Consider the following 17748-nt stretch of genomic DNA (forward strand, 5'->3'; position numbering starts at 1 on the left):
CTCCTGCCCCAATTACCTTGTTGTCCAGAGGGAAGTACCATGACGACTGATCGCGCCTACGCCCAGTACGACATCGAGAAGAAATCGCTGATCGTTGCCTATGTTCTCTGGTTCTTCCTGGGCTATGTCGGCGCGCATCGATTTTATCTGGGCAGGCCCGTTTCCGCTCTGGTCCTGCTTGCCCTGTCAGCGTCCATTCTCTTGCTGACCTTCGTTAGCTTTGGCTTTCTCAGCTTCCTGTGGTTCATCGTAGGGCTCTGGTGGCTGATCGATGCACTCCTGATCCCTGGGATGGCAGCAGGTCGAAACAGCAGGATCGCTGACCGGGTCCTTGGACGCAGCCGCTAGGCGCAACGTTCCTGCTTACGAGCTGCCACGATCTCCGCCGCTGTTGGGAACGTGTCGCGCATTGTAGCCCTGGAGCGTAAATCGCCAGCATAAAGGTTGCGAACAAAACGAGAATACGGTTCCTTGCTCCTCGTGCTGGGAGCTTTCGATTCGTGCCGTTCGACACCACCTATCTTGAGACGCTTAATCCCGAGCAGCGCCGCGCGGTAGAGCACGGCGTAGGTCCCGCCAAGGCCTCACCGCTACTCGTGATTGCCGGAGCCGGCTCTGGCAAGACCAACACCTTGGCCCATCGTGTGGCGCATCTGGTGGTGAATGGCGCCGATCCCCGGCGCGTTCTGCTGCTTACTTTTTCCCGCCGCGCTGCCGCAGAAATGAGCCGTCGCGTTGAACGCATCCTTGCCAGTGTGGTGGGGAGCAACGGCTCTGGCGCTGGTACAGATGCGCTCGCCTGGGCGGGCACCTTTCACGGGATTGGCTCACGTCTACTTCGTGAGCATGCGCAGCACATCGGATTGGATCCGGCCTTCACCATTCATGATCGGGATGACTCCGCGGACCTCATGAACTTGGTGCGTCATGAGCTGGGTCTCAGCCAGGCCAAGAGCCGGTTTCCCGCCAAGGGAACGTGTCTCGCCATCTATTCCCGCGTGGTGAACGCTCAAGCCGATCTTGAGCAGGTGCTCAGGACTGCCTTTCCGTGGTGCGCCATGTGGGCGGACGAACTCCGGGGGCTGTTTGCGGCCTATGTTGAAGCCAAGCAGCAGCAGAACGTTCTCGACTACGATGATCTGCTGCTCTACTGGGCCGGCATGATGGTCGAGGCCACAATCGCGGCGTCTGTTTCGGAGCGCTTCGATCATGTTCTGGTGGACGAGTATCAGGACACCAACCAGGTGCAGGCGTCCATTCTTCTAGCCCTCCGCCCAGGAGGGCAGGGGCTGACCGTGGTGGGTGACGACGCCCAGTCCATCTACTCGTTTAGGGCGGCCACTGTTCGCAACATCCTGGACTTCCCAGCCGCCTTCTCGCCGCCCGCTGACATCATTACCCTCGACCGCAACTATCGGTCCACGCAGCCGATCCTGGCTGCCGCTAATGGCGTGATCGAACTTGCATCCGAGCGCTTCACCAAAAATCTTTGGACCGCCCGCCAGTCGGCAGCCAAGCCGCGGCTTGTCACCGTGCGCGATGAGGCGGATCAGGCAAAGTATGTGGTGGAGCAGGTCCTCGAAGCACGAGAGGGCGGTACCCAGCTCAAGCAGCAGGCAGTCCTGTTCCGCACCTCCAGCCATTCCGGTCCGCTCGAAATCGAGCTCACCCGGCGCAACATCCCATTCGTCAAGTTTGGCGGGCTCAAGTTCCTGGATGCCGCGCACATCAAGGATCTTCTAGCGATCCTGCGATGGGGGGAGAACCCGAGGGACCGAGTAGCTGGCTTCCGGGTTCTGCAACTGTTGGCAGGCATCGGGCCAATCAGTGCTGCCAGAGTGCTCGACGCCATGGAAACCGGGCCGGAGCCAATCTGGGCACTTGGGGAGGTGCCCTCGCCACCTCGGGTCGACGAAGGCTGGCAAGGCTTAGTGGAGCTGATCTCGCGCCTTGTTCGGAAAGACGCCGGATGGCCAGGGGAGCTCGGCTATGCCCGGCTTTGGTATGAGCCGCTGATGGAGCACCTCTATGAAGACGCGCCAATCCGGCAGGCAGATATCCTGCAGCTTGAGCAGATCGCCGCGGGATATCCCAGCCGCGAGCGGTTCCTGACCGAACTCACCCTCGATCCGCCCGATGCCACAAGCGATCAGGCCGGCGTGCCGCTGCTCGACGAAGACTATTTGATCCTTTCCACTATCCATTCAGCCAAGGGGCAGGAATGGAAAGCGGTGCACGTGCTCAACGTCGTCGATGGCTGCATTCCGTCCGATCTAGGGACCGGCAGCACCGAGGAGCTCGAGGAAGAACGCCGCCTGCTCTATGTGGCGATGACCAGAGCCAGGGACGATCTGCACCTGCTGGTGCCGCAGCGGTTCTATGTCACCCAGCAGACCAGGAACGGGGACCGGCACCTCTACGCCCAGCGAACCCGCTTCATTCCGCGGTCGAGTCTCGGGCTTTATGAGGACATGCTCTGGCCGCCGGTAAAGCCCTACGAGGGGATAGGCCTCTCGCCCGCACCGGTGCCTACCGACCTCACCGCCCGCATGCGCAACATGTGGGCGAAGTAGGCAGCCCAGCATGCGCAAGATCATTCACATCGATATGGATGCGTTCTATGCCTCGGTCGAGCAACGCGACAATCCCGAGCTACGGGGCAGGCCAGTAGCAGTTGGGCACGGTGCGGCACGAGGTGTAGTCGCGGCAGCGAGCTATGAGGCGCGGACGTTTGGTGTCCACTCCGCCATGGCATCGGTCACAGCCATGCGGAAGTGTCCCGAGCTGGTGTTCGTGCCACCACGCTTTGACGTCTATCGGTCCATTTCAGCGCAGATCCGAGAGATTTTCGCCGAGCATACCCCGCTGATCGAACCGTTGTCGCTGGATGAAGCCTATCTGGACGTGACGGAAAACCTGCAGGAGATTCCGCTGGCCACCGACATCGCTAACGCGATCAGAGCCAGGATTAAGCAGGTCACCGGACTCAATTCATCGGCCGGTGTCAGCTACAACAAGTTCTTGGCGAAGATGGCATCAGGGCACCGCAAGCCGAACAACTTCTTTGTCATCCCTCCGGAGCGCGGTGCCGCCTTTGTTGCGAGCCTGCCGATCGAGAAGTTCCATGGAGTGGGCCCCGCGACGGCTGCCAAGATGCACCGCATGGCTATCACCAATGGTGCTGACCTCGCGGCACTCACCATGGAGGAGATGGTGGTCCGGTTTGGGCGGTCTGCCGAATACTGGTTCGATCTGTCCCGGGGCATCGACCATCGGGAAGTCAAACCCAACCGAGAGCGGAAGTCGGTCGGTGCCGAGGACACCTTCCGCGAAGATATCTCCACGATTGAAGCGGCGCGAGAGCTTACCCGGCCGCTGATCGATAAGGTCTGGAACGTGTGTGAGAAGCGAGACCTCTATGGGCGGACGGTCACCCTGAAGGTCAAGTATGCCGACTTTCAGCAGATCACCCGAGCTCGCTCCTCTGCATCGTGCATCACCAAAAAGGAGGAAGTGGCGGATATAGTGGAGGTGCTCCTCGGGCAGACCTTTCCGCCTCCGAAGCCAGTGCGCCTTCTGGGGATCACCGCATCCGGGTTCTCTCAGCCGTCAGAGATACGGGGACAGCAGTTGATCTTGCCGATCACGGTTTGAGGCATCCAGGGGTGCGACGTCACGATGCTGTTGCGCGTGGACTACGACGTTTCGGCACGCAGTTGTTGGGCAGGGCGCACAGACATGGCCGACCAGGTGGTCAAGACGCCCGTCGCGATCGTTACGACCGTTGCACCGATCACTACGACAGCGATCGTCAGTAGGTCCAGGGCGAACGGAATCTCCATGACGAACGTCAGGATGGCCCATGTTGCCATCACACCGAGGCCAGCACCCATGGCGGCGGCAAGGAGGCCCAAAAGGGAATACTCCACGATGAACGCCACTATGACTTTGCGGGATGTGGCTCCCAGCACCTTCATCACCACGGCATCTGCCTCACGCTGTTTTCGGCCTACAGTCATCGCTCCGGCCAGCACGAGAATGCCCGATATGACCGCAAGGCTTCCTACCAACGCCACAGCGTTGGCGAGGCTCGACAGAATAGCCTGGATTCGCGCCAGAGCATCGCCAACAGGCAAGAAGCTCAGCGTCGGGAAGGCGTTGCTGAGACGGCTTTCGACATCGGGCGCCGCTCCATCGATTACATTGATACTGCCCATGACGGTTTGTGGTGCGGTTTCGATTATGCCAGGCGAAAACAGCAGGCGGAAATTCAGACCGCCCTCCCGCCAGTCAATCTCGCGGAAATTGGCGATAGTGACGTCGATGGGGCGACCGGCGATGACGATGCTCAGCATATCGCCGACCGTAAGACCTAGCGGGGCGCGGAGTTCGGTGCTGAGGGAAACCAGAGGCGGTCCCGCATAGTCGCTGGCCCACCAAGAACCGTCTGTGACTGTCGAGCCGTCCGGCACATCCCGGGCCCAGCTAAGCGCTGTGTCGCCCTCAAACATGTCGGCGATCTCGTCCGGCACTGGGCCGAGATCGGCAGCCGGGATGCCTTTGATGCTTTCGATGGTCCCGCGCAGCATAGGAATGGTTTCGAGCGTTTCGATGTCGGGGTCGGAAGCGGCGAAGGCTTGCACCAGAGGCACCTGATCTTTAGGCATGTCAAGCAGCACGAAAGCTGGAGCATCCTCAGCAATCGCTCCATCGATCTGGGCCCGCAGGTTCTGGTCGAGCAGCGTGATCATCAGCAAGAGCGCCAGCCCCAGACCTAGTGACAGCACCACCACGGGTGCCGCCGAGCCGGGCCGGTGAATGGCCTGCAGTGCTTGGCGCAACGTGGCGTTAGGCAAAGGCGGCAGCAGGCGAAGAAAGGTCTGCAATAGCGATCCGGCCAGGCGCAGCAGCCCAAAAGCTATGGCTGCGCCGATCCCATACCACAGTACCAGCCAGGGGGACCCTGTGGTGAATACCGCCAGGCCGGCAATAGCCACCAGCGCCAAGAAGAGGGGTAGTGCGGTGCGCCAATGGGTGAGTTCGCGCCAACTGAGGTTGGGCTCACCTCCACCAGACGATCGGAATAGACTCGCTGGCTTCAGCTTTTGTGCGCCACGCAGCGGCAGCAGCGCGAAGGCCAAGCCAATCAACAAACCAAAACCGGCAGCGGCGAGCAGGGATCGAGGGTCAAGCGTTGGCGGTAGATCGATGGCCAACATGCCCGACAAAAAAGGCAGGGCAACAAGGCTGGTTGCAGCTCCGAGCACAAGTCCCAGCAAGACGCCGACCATCGACAGCACCAGAACCTGGGTCAATAAATGCACCATGATTCGGGCGCTGGTGGCTCCGAGGCTGCGCAGCGTCGCGATCGAGCTTTGGCGCTCGTTTATGTATGCGGAAATGGCATTTGACACGCCGACGCCGCCAACGAGAAGGGACGAGAGGCCAACAAGTGTGAGGAAGCGAGCGAAAAGATCGAAAAAGCGCTTTAGACTGGCCGCCGCATCTTCGGGCCGGCGGACATCCCAGTCGGCGTCAGGAAAAGCGGCATTGAGCTGCTCGATGGCTGCAGCGTCCTCTGCTTCACCAAGCAAGACCTTGTAGCTAAAGCGGCTCAATACACCTTGCTGTTCAAGGCCGGCCGCCACGAGTGCTTTGTCCGCGACAATGGCAGGCGAGCCCAGCTGAAAGCCTTGCGCCGCCTGGTCCGGAAGCCCGACAAGCTCTCCACGTACCGCAAAATCGGCGTTGCCGATCCGCAGTGTGTCTCCAACTGCGATGTCCAACCGTTCGAGCACGTCTTTATCAACGACTGCGCCGGGCAGCCCATCAAAGGGGGCAAGGAGCTCGTTGAGCGGCTGTTGCGTCTGGGGACTAACTGTTACCGTGCCCACCACCGGATAGGTGTCGCTCACCGCGCGGAGGCTGAGCAGCAGACTAGCCCCTTTGGCACTGGCTCGGGCGTTTAGATCAACCACGCGGGCTGTTTCGCCGAGGGCCTCGACAGCGGCGCGTTGCTCTCGAGAGATATCACTGCCCCGTTGACGCACTTCGATGTCACCGCCGAGAATGACACGGGCGTCGCGCTCCACTGCCGATTGCAGGGCCGCCCCAACCGATGACACAGCAGCAATTGCACCGACGCCAAGGGCCAGACAGGCCAGCAAAATGACGAAGCGTCTCACATCACCGCGCAGGTCGAGCACGGCAATTCGCATCCAGCCAAAGACGCGGCTCATGCGGGCACGCTTTGAGTGATCGCAGTCAGGTGCCCATGGTTCATGGACAGAACACGGTCTGCTCGGCGAGCAAGAGCAGGATCATGGGTAATCAGAAACACCGCCGTGCCATTGTCGCGCGCCAGGGCAAACATCATGTCGATGACCTTGGCGCCGGTATCTTGATCGAGATTGCCGGTTGGCTCGTCAGCCAATAGCAGTTTGGGCTTGCTAACGATGGCGCGGGCCAGCCCCACGCGTTGTTGTTCACCGCCGGACAGAGCCTTAGGGCGATGATCGAGTCGGTCGCCCAGACCTACGGCCGTGAGTGCCGCTGTCGCTGCACCCATGATCTCGGAATAGGACTGACCTGTCTCGGCGATCTCGAGCGCCAAAGCGACATTTTCCAGTGCCGTCATTGAGGGGATCAGGTGAAAGTTCTGGAATAGGATACCCAAGTTCTTTCGGCGGAAGATCGCCAGCTCGTCCTCGCTGCGACCAGTCAACATCGTGCCGGCGACGCTCACGGCACCGTTTGTTGCCTGTTCGAGCCCGCCCAGTACCATGAGCAGTGAGGTCTTACCGCTGCCGGAGGGGCCTACCACAGCCACAACCTCGCCTGGCGCAAGCGAGAACTCGATATCCTTAAGGATGTGCAGCGGTGTCTTGCCCGACTGAAGATGCAGGTTCATTGCCGCAGTGGCGACGACGGGGCTACTCATAGGTGGCACTTCCATGCGGAAATCGTTGAACGAGAAGTATGTGGTCCTGATGGAAAGAACAGCGATGATGCGAAAAATTGTTCGAGACGTGGTGCGTAGCGCTGTTGCGATAGCAATGGTGCTGGCAAGTGCGACGCTGGTGCCGGCCACGGCTGCCGAGCGGACGCTGATGCTCTACGGCGACAGCCTCATGGCCGGTCTGGGCCTCACAGACCAGGACGGCTTTGCAGGTCAGTTGCAGGAGGCGCTTGGCAATGACGTCACCATCGTCAATGCCAGCGTCTCTGGTGATACTTCGGCAGATGGTTTGGCGCGGCTCGACTGGTCGCTTGGTGAGCGTCCCGATGCCGTCGTGCTTGAACTCGGCGCCAACGACATGCTGCAGGGTCTCCCGGTGGATGGTATGCGCGAGAACCTGACCAAGATCCTTCAGCGCTTCAACGACGAGAACATCCCTGTGCTGCTGGCGGGAATGCGAGCCAGCCCAAGCTTGGGGAGCGAATATGTCAGCGCTTATGAAGCGGTATTTCCTGAGTTGGCCGAACAGTTCGGCACGGCGTATTACCCGTTCTTTCTGGAGGGCGTCGCCACAAATCCAGCACTGAACCAGGCCGACGGAATGCATCCAAATGCCCGCGGCGTCAGCACGATTGTTCAAGCCATCAAACCGTCCATCGAAGCGCTGCTGAACAGATAGTAGTCCAAGTGGGCACGCGATTGTTCGGCTGCGCAGGCCGGATGTCGCCTGTCCGGCAGTGTCGGTAACCTATGCATCAACGAAGTGCCTTGGAAAAGTAGGGTAACGTCAGCATCCTCCCGGGACACGACCCGAAGGGTTCTTTTGGGCGCAGGAACCAAACGGAAAAGCGGACATTCGCCTAGGAAACCAGGGCGCCGCCGCCCTATGCTTAGGTCAGATGAGGACTACTGCCAGATGATCCGAGTTTGCTCTTACAATATCCGGCGGGGCTTGGGTACGGATCGGCGAAAAAAGCCGGAGCGCAATCTGGGTGTGATCGCGGAAGTCTCGCCAGCCGTCGTCGCCATTCAGGAGGCAGGTCGAGAAGTTGCCAGTCTGTGTGGCAACTACCGGTGGCGGGAAGGCCGTGCTTATTCCCCGGTGCGGCTGGACGAGGCGGAAGACGGAGTATCCTGGAGAGGCAACATGCTCCTCGTACGCGAGGATGTGACCCTCTATCAGAGCACATGCGTAGCACTCCCATCCGTCAATGAGCCGCGGGGTGCAATCATCGCCGAGCTCAGTTATGGCGGCAGTGATTTTAGGCTGGTTGGAATGCACTTCGGGCTTCGCGGGGAGTGGCGCCACCGGCAGACCCAATTCATCATCGACCATACCGATGTGCTGGAGCAGCAGAGGCCGCTGGTAATGCTGGGCGACCTCAACGAGTGGAATACTCGCACCGGGTGCCTGCACCGTTTCGCCGCCCGCCACAATGTGGTTGCCCCTGGACCGAGCTTTCATGCGCGCTGGCCGATGTTGCCCTTGGATCGGATCATCACCAGCGCGGAAATCAGGGTCGAAGGGGCGGGGGTGCACGTTTCGCCTGAGGCGCGCCTGGCATCCGACCATCTCCCGGTTTGGGCGGAGCTTGAGCTCCCCGCCTAAGCGGTCACAGGCGACGAGACTGCGCCAGATCTCTTTCGATCTGCTCGGAGAGTGCTGCGGCAAACCGCTTAGAGCCAGTCACAACGGCTCCTTCTAGGTTCATCTTGAAGCTGTCGATCCCGAGATTGAAGCTGCCAACTGCTGAGAATTGCTCATCGATAAGCGCGAGCTTGGCGTGCACCATGGTTGGCTCGTAACCGTACACCTCAACACCGGCGTGCTTCATGGAGTGAACAAAGATGCGGCCAGCTAAATCGACCGACGTGTGATCGCTTTTAGCCGGGATTATCAGACGAACCCTGACGCCGCGCTCGATGGCTGGGCGCAGAGCATCCCAGTATCGCCGCACGGGCAACAGGTAAGGCGTCACAAAGGAGATTTTCCCTTCCGCTTGTTCGATGCGCTCCAACAGCAGGTCGTAGTAATCCCGGCGACTGGAAGGGAATGGGGAACTGACGAGATAGCGCCACCCATCCGGTTGGTCGGCGGGAGCCTTGCTCTCCGGATCGTGGGGGAAGGGGCTCTCGCCTTCGGTGTAGCGCCAGGTCTCCTCGAAGCACTGTGCGGCCTGTCGAGCCACCCCGCCGTTGACACGCACCATGGTGTCGCGCCAATCCTCCATGCGCGGCAGGAAACACGTTCCGCCGGTGAGCACGCTCCGATTGTCGCAGATCACAGTCTTGCGGTGCAGGCGATTTAAGAGTCGCGTGGGATGACGCAGCACGCGTTTATAGCCGTGGAAGTGGCGAACCTCGCCGCCGGCGCGTTGCAGGTCATGCACCTTGGGGCTCTTGAACAGGAACTTGCTCCCGAAGGCATCGGCGAGGACCCGTACGCGTACCCCTTGGCGGGCTCTTTCGGTGAGCACATCGAGGAGTTCTGCTCCAATACCATGACGCGAGAAGATATACTGCTCAATGGCGATCTCCTGCCGGGCACCGGCACAAAGGTCCAGCACCGCGGCCCAGGCATCGCGATTGTGGTGGAACAGGCGCCAATCAGGTGCGTGCCCTGCACCCTCATGGCTACTGGCCGTAACCGTATTTTCAACGCGTCTAGTGATAGATCGCCTCCGCTGTTACCCAGAGGTCCAACGAGAGCAAGCCTACCCCGTTCCGCTGTGTTGCCTGCGTGGAGAGGCGCATAAGGTCTGTGAATGGTCGGGCTGGAACGAGATCGCCCTTCAACTGCTGCAGGAGAGTGGAGCAGGAGAGGGAGAAGGATGGTTGCCGAAGGGCGTCAGGCCGGTGTAGGCGGGGCTTGCCAGGCCGCGCGCACTCCTTTGGTGCGCTCGAAAAGCCGCAGCACAAAAGAGGGCAAAACTGTGCACCCGCTGACAAAGGGTGATATCGGGTAATCAGAGGCGTCTGAATGAACAAGGCACTGCGGAGCGCGTTCGGGATGCCGGCGCATTTTATGGTGCAACGGCACAGCGGAGCCTAGTTTGATCCCTATACCCGTCGAATTTCAAGCGCCTCTGGCCTTGGGCGTACTTGGTCTGCTGTTTGTCGGATTCCTGACGGAGCGTTATCCCCCAGCTGCGATTGCCCTCTTCGGTGCCACTGTTTACCTGCTGCTCGGTTTCATCTCGACGGACGAGTTGATGGGGGTATTTTCCAATCCCGCTCCCGTCACCATCGGCGCTCTGTTCGTGGTGTCGGGCGCGTTGGTGCGGACGGGTGTCCTGGAAGCAGTTAGCAATCGCCTCGTTAAGGGTGCGGAGGCTCACCCAGCCCTTACAATCGCCTTGATGATACTCGGCACGATGATTGTCTCCGCCATCATGAACAACACTCCTGTAGTGATGGTGCTGATCCCCATCGCCATCAAGGTGGCGAGCGCCGCGGGTATTGCGCCTACCCGGCTGCTCATCCCTATATCCTATGCAGCCGTGCTGGGTGGGACCTGGACGCTGATCGGAACGTCGAGCAATCTTTTGGTGGATGGTGTTGCGAGAAGCTCTGGGCTCGAGGCTTTCGACATCTTTGAGATTACGCCCTTCGCTCTCGTGGGAACGACCGCCGGCATCCTGACACTGCTTCTGCTCGGTCCCTGGCTGTTACCCAACCGCGACTCGCGTAGCGGCATGATCTCGGACGCCGAGACGGAATTCATGAGTGAGTTCCGCGTGACCAAAGACAGCCCCCTTATCGGTCGGAGCGTCGGAGACGTCGCCAGGCTCAACCGACCGGGAATGCGGGTACTGCATGTGCGGCGGAGTGGATCGGTGGTGCGGGCGCTTACTAGCGAGGTCAAATTGGAGGCAGGAGACGTCGTCATCCTCATGGCGACGGCGCCCGAACTGCTGACCCTCAACGAAGATGAGGACATGCGCCTCGGCATACGCGCGCCATATAGAAGCGAGGAGGTCACCACGCTGGAGGCCTTCGTGGCGCCGCAAGCCGACTCCGGCTACCGCTTGCCTGAGCTCAATCTGGGTTCTCGCTTTGGGGCTACCGTTCTGGGCGTCAGCCGGCAAAATCATCGTCCGGGCCTGGACCTGCGCAATGTGCGCTTGCGGCCCGCCGACCGTGTGCTGCTTGAGGGTCCCAAAGACCGGCTCGCCAATCTTGCCGAAGAAACCAGCCTTATGGCTGCCACAGAGCCATCGGCGCGTTCATTCAGGCGTCGTCGCGCGCCTATTGCCGTGGGCACATTGCTCGCGATCGTGACCTTGGCAGCATTCGACGTGATGCCAATTGGCGCACTGGCTCTGCTGGGTGTGGCGTTCATTCTCGTCATGCGCTGCATAGATGCCGACGAGGCCTGGGCCTCGGTCGACGGCTCCATCCTCATTCTGATCATCAGCATGCTGGCTGTCGGAACGGCGCTTCAGAACACCGGTGCCATCGAAATGCTGGTGGGTGCGGCTGCACCCATCTTTGCGGTGATGCCGCCTTGGCTAATCATCTTCGCGCTTTACGGTCTCACCTCGTTGCTTACCGAACTGGTGACCAACAACGCCATCGCGGTGATCGTCACTCCAATTGCGATCGGGCTGGCGCAAAGCGCAGGCATTGACCCGCGGGTCCTGGTGATGACCGTGATGCTGGCAACCAGCGCCAGCTTTGCGACCCCGGTCGGTTACCAGACCAACACGCTGGTTTATGGCGCAGCGAACTACCGATTTACCGACTTTCTCAAGATCGGCCTGCCGATGAACCTTGTGGTCGGGCTTGCCACCAGTGCCGCGTTGTCACTGATGCTGTAGAGGCTTTGGATTCTGGCGGGCCTAGGGCCAGAGCCAGACGAGATATCCGATATAACCAGCGAGCAGCAGCAGGCCTTCCCAGCGGGCGATCTTCCGGCCGGTATAGGCCAGTGCGATCACCACCACGGAGGCCACGATCATCACGAGGTTGTCTGATGTGACGATTTCCCGTGGTACCACGGAGGGTGAAATCAGCGCAGTCGTGCCAGCTATACCCAGGGTGTTGTAGATGTTGGAGCCGATGATATTGCCAAAGGCCACGTCGGTTTGCTTGCGGATAGCGGCCATGATGGAGGTCACCAGTTCGGGCAGTGAAGTGCCCACAGCGACAATGGTGAGACCGATTACGGTCTCGGAGATGCCCCACAGGCGCGCCAAGGCAACCGCGCCGTTCACCAGGAAATAGCCGCCAGCTACGACCAGACCAAGCCCGACAATGGCGATCAAGATTGGCAGCACGATCGAGCCCACAGAGGGCTTGGGAGTAAGGCCGGCGTCGACACTCTGCGCGGCAGCGCCCTTCTCATAGGCCGCACCGTGGTTGGTAGCGGCGGAAGGCTGACTTTCCTGACGAAAGGCGAAATAGATGTAGGAGGCGAGCAGCACGAGGAAACCCGCGCCGATCACCTGATTCATAGGCATGGTCGCGGCTAGTCCAGCAAAGAGGAGCGTCACCACCAGCATGACAGCGCCGTCTCGTTTAAGTGCCATGGAGGCAACCATAATGGGCGTCAGGAGTGCTGAAGTGCCAAGGATAAGGAGGAGATTGGCAATGTTGGAGCCCACAACATTGCCGTAGGCAATGCCTGGAGAGCCATTGATGGCCGCTTGCACGGATGTGACCAACTCCGGGGCGGATGTACCGAAACCCACCAGCGTGAGGCCGATGACCAGCGGTGATACGCCCAGCCGACTGGCCACCTGTACGGCGCCGCGAACAAGCAGTTCTCCGCCGGCGACAAGCAGGACAAAGCCTCCGATCAGGGCAAGCCAGATTTCCATGGCGCTCAGTTCCTCCGGTTCCAATAGGGTGCTTGCACAACTAGGGAATTTTCGGGATCGTTCCAGCCTCGGCACTCTGGCTTAGACATGAAGCGGCGGGAGTTCAATATGCGTAGCTGTTGATTGCATCAGCAATGCTGATACATATGAATGTCACAGCCGAAAGCTTCCGAAAGTACCCCATGAGCCGCAATTTCCTTGTTGTTGATCCCGAAGAAGACATGGAGGTGCTCAAGGGCTTGGCCTCACCGATCCGGGCGAGGATCCTCAAGATCTTGCATGTGGACGGGGCCATGAATGGCAATGATATCGCCGAGAAGCTGGCACTGCCGCAGTCGACCGTGTCGACCAATATACAGATATTGGAGAGCGCTGGGCTGATCCGGACCGAGACGCAGAAGGCGCGCAAGGGCAATCAGAAGATCTGCCACTCGACCTTCGACGAAGTGCTGGTGATGTTCAAAGAGGACATGCGGCCGCTCAAATCCAACACGATCGAAGTGGCCATGCCGCTGGGGCTCTATACGAGCTTTGAGGTTTCGGCGCCCTGTGGATTGTGCTCCACCGAGGGGATCATCGGGCTTCTGGATGTACCCGAGACCTTTCTTGATCCGGACCGGATGAAAGCCGGGCTGATCTGGTTCACGCAAGGCTATGTGGAGTACCAGTTTCCCAACAATGCCAAGCTGGCGCAGAAAACCATCGAGGCGCTGGAATTCTCCCTAGAACTGAGCTCGGAAGTGCCGGGAACCTCGGCGGACTGGCCCAGTGACATTACACTATCGGTCAATGGACGGGAAATCGGCACCTGGACCTCGCCAGGCGACTTTGGCGACAAGCGCGGTGTCTACACGCCGGACTGGTGGAAGCTCAAGGGCAGCCAGTATGGCAAGCTCAAGAGCTGGCGGGTGAATGGGGACGGCACCTATGTGGATGGCATGAAGATTTCCGAGGTGTCGCTAAAGGATATTGGGTTGGCCGAACACCACTCCATCCGCCTGAGGATCGCGGTCAAGCCCGATGCTAAGCACCCGGGCGGCATCAATATTTTCGGACGGGGGTTTGGCAATTACGACCAGGATATCATCCTGCGGCTGCAGACTGCACGCTAGTGCAAAACCCTCTTGCCGACTCCCGCTCTGCTCGTTTACAACGAGTTACCTGATATAAATCAGAATAATGGGATCAATGGGAGGAGCGCGTGAAAGCGTCCGTTGTTGCGCATAAGGACTTCACGATCAGCGAAATCGACGATCGTGTCTATGGGGCATTTCTCGAGCACCTCGGGCGAGCCGTTTACGAAGGCATTTATGAGCCCGATCACCCGACCGCCGATGCCAATGGCATGCGGGGTGATGTGGTCAAGCTGGTCAAGGACCTCAATGTACCCGTGGTTCGCTACCCCGGGGGTAACTTTGTGTCGGCCTATAACTGGGAAGACGGCATCGGACCGCGCGAGGAGCGGCCGGTGCGGCTGGACCTGGCCTGGCATACCTCCGAGAGCAACGCCGTCGGTATCCATGAATTTGCTGATTGGTGCGCTACTGTGGGCACCGAGATGATGCTGGCGGTCAATCTGGGCTCGCGCGGCGTCGACGAGGCGCGCAATTTCCTCGAATACGTCAATCATCCCGGCGGCAGCTATTGGAGCGATCTGCGCATCAAGAACGGCCGCGAGGAGCCCTGGAACGTCAAGCTGTGGTGTCTCGGCAACGAGATGGATGGCCCCTGGCAGGTCGGCCATAAGGATGCGACGGAATATGGCAAACTCGCCGCCAACACAGCGCGGGCCATGCGCATGTTCGACAAATCACTGGAACTGATCGTTTGTGGGTCGTCTCACTCCGATATGCCGAGCTTCCCCGATTGGGAACGGATCGTGCTCGAGCATACCTATGATCACGTGGACTACATCTCACTCCACATGTACTTCGCGAACAGGGATGATAACACACCTGATTATCTGGGACTGAACCACAAGCTCGACCGCTATATCGAGACCGTGGCGTCCACCATCAAGCAAGTGAAGCACAAGAAACGGTCGAACAAGGAAATCTATATTTGTTTCGACGAGTGGAATGTCTGGTATCATTCCAACAAAAAGGATCGTGAGATCCTCGACGGCAATAGCGGCTGGCCGCATGCGCCTGGCCTTCTGGAAGACATCTACAATTTCGAAGACGTGCTGATGGTGGGGCTGATCCTCAACACCTTCATCCGCCGCTCCGATGTGGTGAAGATCGCCTGTATCGCCCAATTGGTGAACGTTATCGCTCCGATCATGACGGAAAAGGGCGGCGCTGCCTGGGCCCAGACGATCTACTATCCCTATTATTTCGCCTCGATCTATGGCCGCGGTACGGCCCTGCAACTGCAGGTGAATTCGCCTGGGTACGAGACACCGCATTCCCGCGACACGGCCTTTGTCGATGTATCGGGTGTGCATAACGAGGGTGAAGGGACGCTGAGCTTCTTCCTCGTCAACCGGCATCCGGCCGAGAGCATCGAGGCTGAGGTCAGCCTGCAGGGCTTCGCTGGTGGCGAGGTGATCGACCACCAGGTGATGACCCACCCCGATCTCAAGGCGGTGAACACTGCCCAACAGCAAGAGGAAGTCGCACCCCGCAAAGGTGAAGGCGCCAGCATTGCCGATGGCATTTTGCGCGTGACCCTGCCGCCATACTCCTATCAGATGGTGCGCGTGCGGGTCTGACCTGACTGTGTTGTCACAAAGATGAACGCTTTTCGAGCGACATTTTGGTCGTTTTTAACACCGGACTGATGCGTGAAAGTGTGCCGATCAGCAACAGGAAAGGGGCGGAGCGCAAGCTTTCCGCCCCTTGTATTTTCATATCATGTTTTTTGTTTCACATCATGAATGGCGTTGACAAGCGCTTAACTTCGGTTAGCATCCACCCCGAGCGCTGGAGGCGCTCCGCGAAGGGAGTGCGGGAGGCACTCTCAGCAGGGAGGTTTTATATGCGAAACTGGAAGACGCTTGTCGCGTCGGCTGTTGTCGTATCCATGAGTGTGAGCGTCGCCGTTCCCGCTCAGGAAGCAGCAGTGGCGCCGCCGATCACGGAGTTCCCGCGGGAGCAGACGCTGATCGTCCACAATCCCGAACCGGCAGCAACTAATCCGTCGATGTTCAACCTCTGGGTTGCCGGCGGTGGTGGCAATGTGTCCAATGGGCTCCAGCAGCTCATGATGGATACCCTCTGGTACATCGACCCCGACGAGGGGCTGGACGGAGCTATCTACAATTCGCTCGCCAGCGATCTCTGGCAATACAACGACGACTTCACCGAAATGACGGTGAACCTGCGCGAAGGGATCACCTGGAGCGATGGCGAGCCTTTCACCGCTGATGACGTCGTTTACACGGTGGAGACCCAGATCGCCAATCCAGGGCTGCTTTGGAGCGCAAGCCTGGCGGAGAACGTGGAGACGGTGGAAGCGGTGGACGATTACACCGTCCAGTTTACGCTCAAGCAGCCGAACGCACGTTTTCATTCTATCTTTTCGGTGCGGTGGAACGCGCTCTGGATCATGCCCGAGCACATTTTCTCGGAAGTCGAGGATCCGCTGTCCTATGATTTCAATGAGCCGGTAGGCCTTGGTCCCTACACCCTCCATTCCTTCGATCCGAACGGGTTCTGGTACATCTGGGAAAAGCGTGAGGACTGGGAAAACACCACGGTCGCTCAATATGGCGAACCTGCACCGAAGTACGTGGTCTATCGGTCTATCCCGGCGATCGACAACCGCCTGATCGACATGGTCAATGGCGATCTCGACATGATCCACGACCTGACGCCGGAAGGCATGTTCAGTCTTGTGCAGCAGTCGGAGACGTCGCGCGGCTGGTTCCCGGGTTTCCCGTACGCCCATCCCGATCCGACCTTGCCCATGTTGATCTTCAACACGCAGAATGAGCTATTTGCTGATAAACGTGTCCGCTGGGCTCTAGCTCTCATGCTCGATGCGCGTCAGATTTCCATGGCATCTTATCGTGGCGCCGCGACTCTTTCGGCTATCGCCATTCCGCCGACGGGCACTCATCCCTCGGATTACCATGAGCCGATGGATGAATGGCTCGTCAACTACGAGCTCGACCTAGGCAATGGGGAGACCATCAGGCCCTATGATCCTACAATCGGGTCGCAGATCGCCGATATGGTGCGTCCACAGTTCCAGGACGTCCCCACCGACGACGCCGCGATCAAGACCGCCTTTGGGTATGGATGGTGGAAGCAGAACATCGAGGCCGCCACAGCGCTGCTCGAAGCTGCCGGCTTCACCAAGCAGGGTAATCAGTGGATGACCCCCGACGGTGCCCCCTTCGAGTTCACCATCAAGACCTTCGAGGAGGGTGTGATCAACCGCATGGGCACCATGGTTGCCCAGCAGTGGAGTCAGCAGGGCATCCAGGTGTCGCCGGAAGTTGCACCTCAGATCTTCGGTCAGGATCTCCCGCTCGGCGAGTTCGAGGTCGCAACGGCCTGGTCGATCGAGACCTGGGGCGGTCACCCTGACCTCTCGTTCTTCCTCGACAGCTGGCACTCGGAGTTTGTGGTGGAACCCGGAGAAAGGCAGCCCTCTCGCAACTGGCAGCGTTGGTCGCATCCTGAGCTGGATGCACTCATCGAGCAGATGCGTGTGACGGAGTTCGACTCCGAGGAAAACCTCGAAATCGGTCGGAGCTTCGTCGAGTTGATGGTCGAAGAAATGCCCGTGATCCCTATCATGAGCTACAATGTCTTCTCGGCCTACGACACGCGCTATTGGACGGGGTTCCCCGCTGCGGAAGAAAATCCCTATGCCAATATCGTCACCAACTGGGCGAACTCCCGCTACATCCTCACCCAGCTCGAACCAACTGGCGTGAACTAAAGCAAACCGCCGGTGCTGGTCATCCCAGCGCCGGCTCTTTTTTGGACGGCGTTCAATGACGCCGAGGTGAGTGAC

General features: G+C 59.5%; 13 protein-coding genes. 9 read left to right on the plus strand and 4 right to left on the minus strand.

All coding sequences use genetic code 11. The features are described 5' to 3' along the window. Positions 1–39: 39 nt before the first annotated feature. The 3 genes from QOV41_RS03885 (at position 40) to dinB (ending at position 3654) form a co-directional block, all read left to right on the plus strand. Entirely contained in the window at positions 40–348 is a 309-nt protein-coding gene (locus QOV41_RS03885; protein ID WP_284579655.1) for a TM2 domain-containing protein, read from the plus strand. 152 nt (positions 349–500) lie between these two features. Then, positions 501–2573 carry an ATP-dependent helicase gene (locus QOV41_RS03890; RefSeq protein ID WP_284579656.1) on the plus strand — a complete coding sequence of 691 codons (2073 nt, stop codon included), beginning with the start codon at positions 501–503 and terminating at the stop codon, positions 2571–2573. 10 nt (positions 2574–2583) lie between these two features. After that, positions 2584–3654: a DNA polymerase IV gene (gene dinB / locus QOV41_RS03895; RefSeq protein WP_284579658.1), complete on the plus strand. Its 1071-nt coding sequence runs from the start codon at positions 2584–2586 to the stop codon at positions 3652–3654. Positions 3655–3695: 41 nt separating this feature from the next. On the opposite strand, the gene QOV41_RS03900 is transcribed toward dinB, so the two are convergent. After that, on the minus strand, positions 3696–6239 hold the full coding sequence (locus QOV41_RS03900) for an ABC transporter permease (RefSeq protein WP_284579660.1): 2544 nt from the start codon (positions 6237–6239) through the stop codon (positions 3696–3698). After that, a complete protein-coding gene (locus tag QOV41_RS03905) occupies positions 6236–6940 on the minus strand; it encodes an ABC transporter ATP-binding protein (protein ID WP_284579661.1) in 705 nt (234 codons plus the stop codon). The genes QOV41_RS03900 and QOV41_RS03905 overlap by 4 nt, the downstream gene beginning before the upstream one ends. A gap of 13 nt (positions 6941–6953) precedes the next feature. On the opposite strand from QOV41_RS03905, the gene QOV41_RS03910 reads away from it, so the two are divergent. Next, entirely contained in the window at positions 6954–7637 is a 684-nt protein-coding gene (locus QOV41_RS03910; protein WP_284579663.1) for an arylesterase, read from the plus strand. A gap of 237 nt (positions 7638–7874) precedes the next feature. Continuing rightward, a complete protein-coding gene (locus tag QOV41_RS03915; protein WP_284579664.1) occupies positions 7875–8567 on the plus strand; it encodes an endonuclease/exonuclease/phosphatase family protein in 693 nt (230 codons plus the stop codon). Between the two features lie 4 nt (positions 8568–8571). Here QOV41_RS03915 and QOV41_RS03920 read toward each other — a convergent pair whose 3' ends face one another. Beyond that, on the minus strand, positions 8572–9525 hold the full coding sequence (locus QOV41_RS03920) for a phospholipase D-like domain-containing protein (RefSeq protein WP_284579666.1): 954 nt from the start codon (positions 9523–9525) through the stop codon (positions 8572–8574). A 486-nt stretch (positions 9526–10011) separates the two neighbouring features. On the opposite strand from QOV41_RS03920, the gene QOV41_RS03925 reads away from it, so the two are divergent. Beyond that, entirely contained in the window at positions 10012–11778 is a 1767-nt protein-coding gene (locus tag QOV41_RS03925; protein ID WP_284579667.1) for an SLC13 family permease, read from the plus strand. A gap of 21 nt (positions 11779–11799) precedes the next feature. Here the strand turns inward: QOV41_RS03925 and QOV41_RS03930 are convergent, their stop codons facing one another. Continuing rightward, on the minus strand, positions 11800–12780 hold the full coding sequence (locus tag QOV41_RS03930) for a calcium/sodium antiporter (RefSeq protein WP_284579668.1): 981 nt from the start codon (positions 12778–12780) through the stop codon (positions 11800–11802). Between the two features lie 182 nt (positions 12781–12962). Here QOV41_RS03930 and QOV41_RS03935 point away from each other — a divergent pair, with 182 nt between their 5' ends. From QOV41_RS03935 to QOV41_RS03945, 3 genes are all read left to right on the plus strand, one after another. Continuing rightward, positions 12963–13892, plus strand: coding sequence for an ArsR/SmtB family transcription factor (locus QOV41_RS03935; protein ID WP_284579669.1), 930 nt, complete (start codon positions 12963–12965; stop codon positions 13890–13892). Between the two features lie 89 nt (positions 13893–13981). Next, on the plus strand, positions 13982–15493 hold the full coding sequence (gene arfA / locus QOV41_RS03940) for an arabinosylfuranosidase ArfA (protein WP_284579670.1): 1512 nt from the start codon (positions 13982–13984) through the stop codon (positions 15491–15493). A gap of 266 nt (positions 15494–15759) precedes the next feature. Further along, complete coding sequence (locus QOV41_RS03945; protein WP_284579671.1) at positions 15760–17673, plus strand: ABC transporter substrate-binding protein; 1914 nt, start codon at positions 15760–15762, stop codon at positions 17671–17673. Positions 17674–17748: the final 75 nt, after the last annotated feature.

Source organism: Devosia sp. RR2S18 (genome assembly GCF_030177755.1).
Lineage (GTDB): Bacteria > Pseudomonadota > Alphaproteobacteria > Rhizobiales > Devosiaceae > Devosia > Devosia rhizosphaerae.

Coding starts and splice junctions, on each gene's coding strand:
- QOV41_RS03885 (WP_284579655.1), top strand. CDS start 40: ATGACGACTGATCGCGCCTACGCCCAGTACGACATCGAGAAGAAATCG.
- dinB (WP_284579658.1), top strand. CDS start 2,584: ATGCGCAAGATCATTCACATCGATATGGATGCGTTCTATGCCTCGGTC.
- QOV41_RS03900 (WP_284579660.1), bottom strand. CDS start 6,239: ATGAGCCGCGTCTTTGGCTGGATGCGAATTGCCGTGCTCGACCTGCGC.
- QOV41_RS03905 (WP_284579661.1), bottom strand. CDS start 6,940: ATGAGTAGCCCCGTCGTCGCCACTGCGGCAATGAACCTGCATCTTCAG.
- QOV41_RS03910 (WP_284579663.1), top strand. CDS start 6,954: ATGCGGAAATCGTTGAACGAGAAGTATGTGGTCCTGATGGAAAGAACA.
- QOV41_RS03915 (WP_284579664.1), top strand. CDS start 7,875: ATGATCCGAGTTTGCTCTTACAATATCCGGCGGGGCTTGGGTACGGAT.
- QOV41_RS03930 (WP_284579668.1), bottom strand. CDS start 12,780: ATGGAAATCTGGCTTGCCCTGATCGGAGGCTTTGTCCTGCTTGTCGCC.
- QOV41_RS03935 (WP_284579669.1), top strand. CDS start 12,963: ATGAGCCGCAATTTCCTTGTTGTTGATCCCGAAGAAGACATGGAGGTG.
- QOV41_RS03945 (WP_284579671.1), top strand. CDS start 15,760: ATGCGAAACTGGAAGACGCTTGTCGCGTCGGCTGTTGTCGTATCCATG.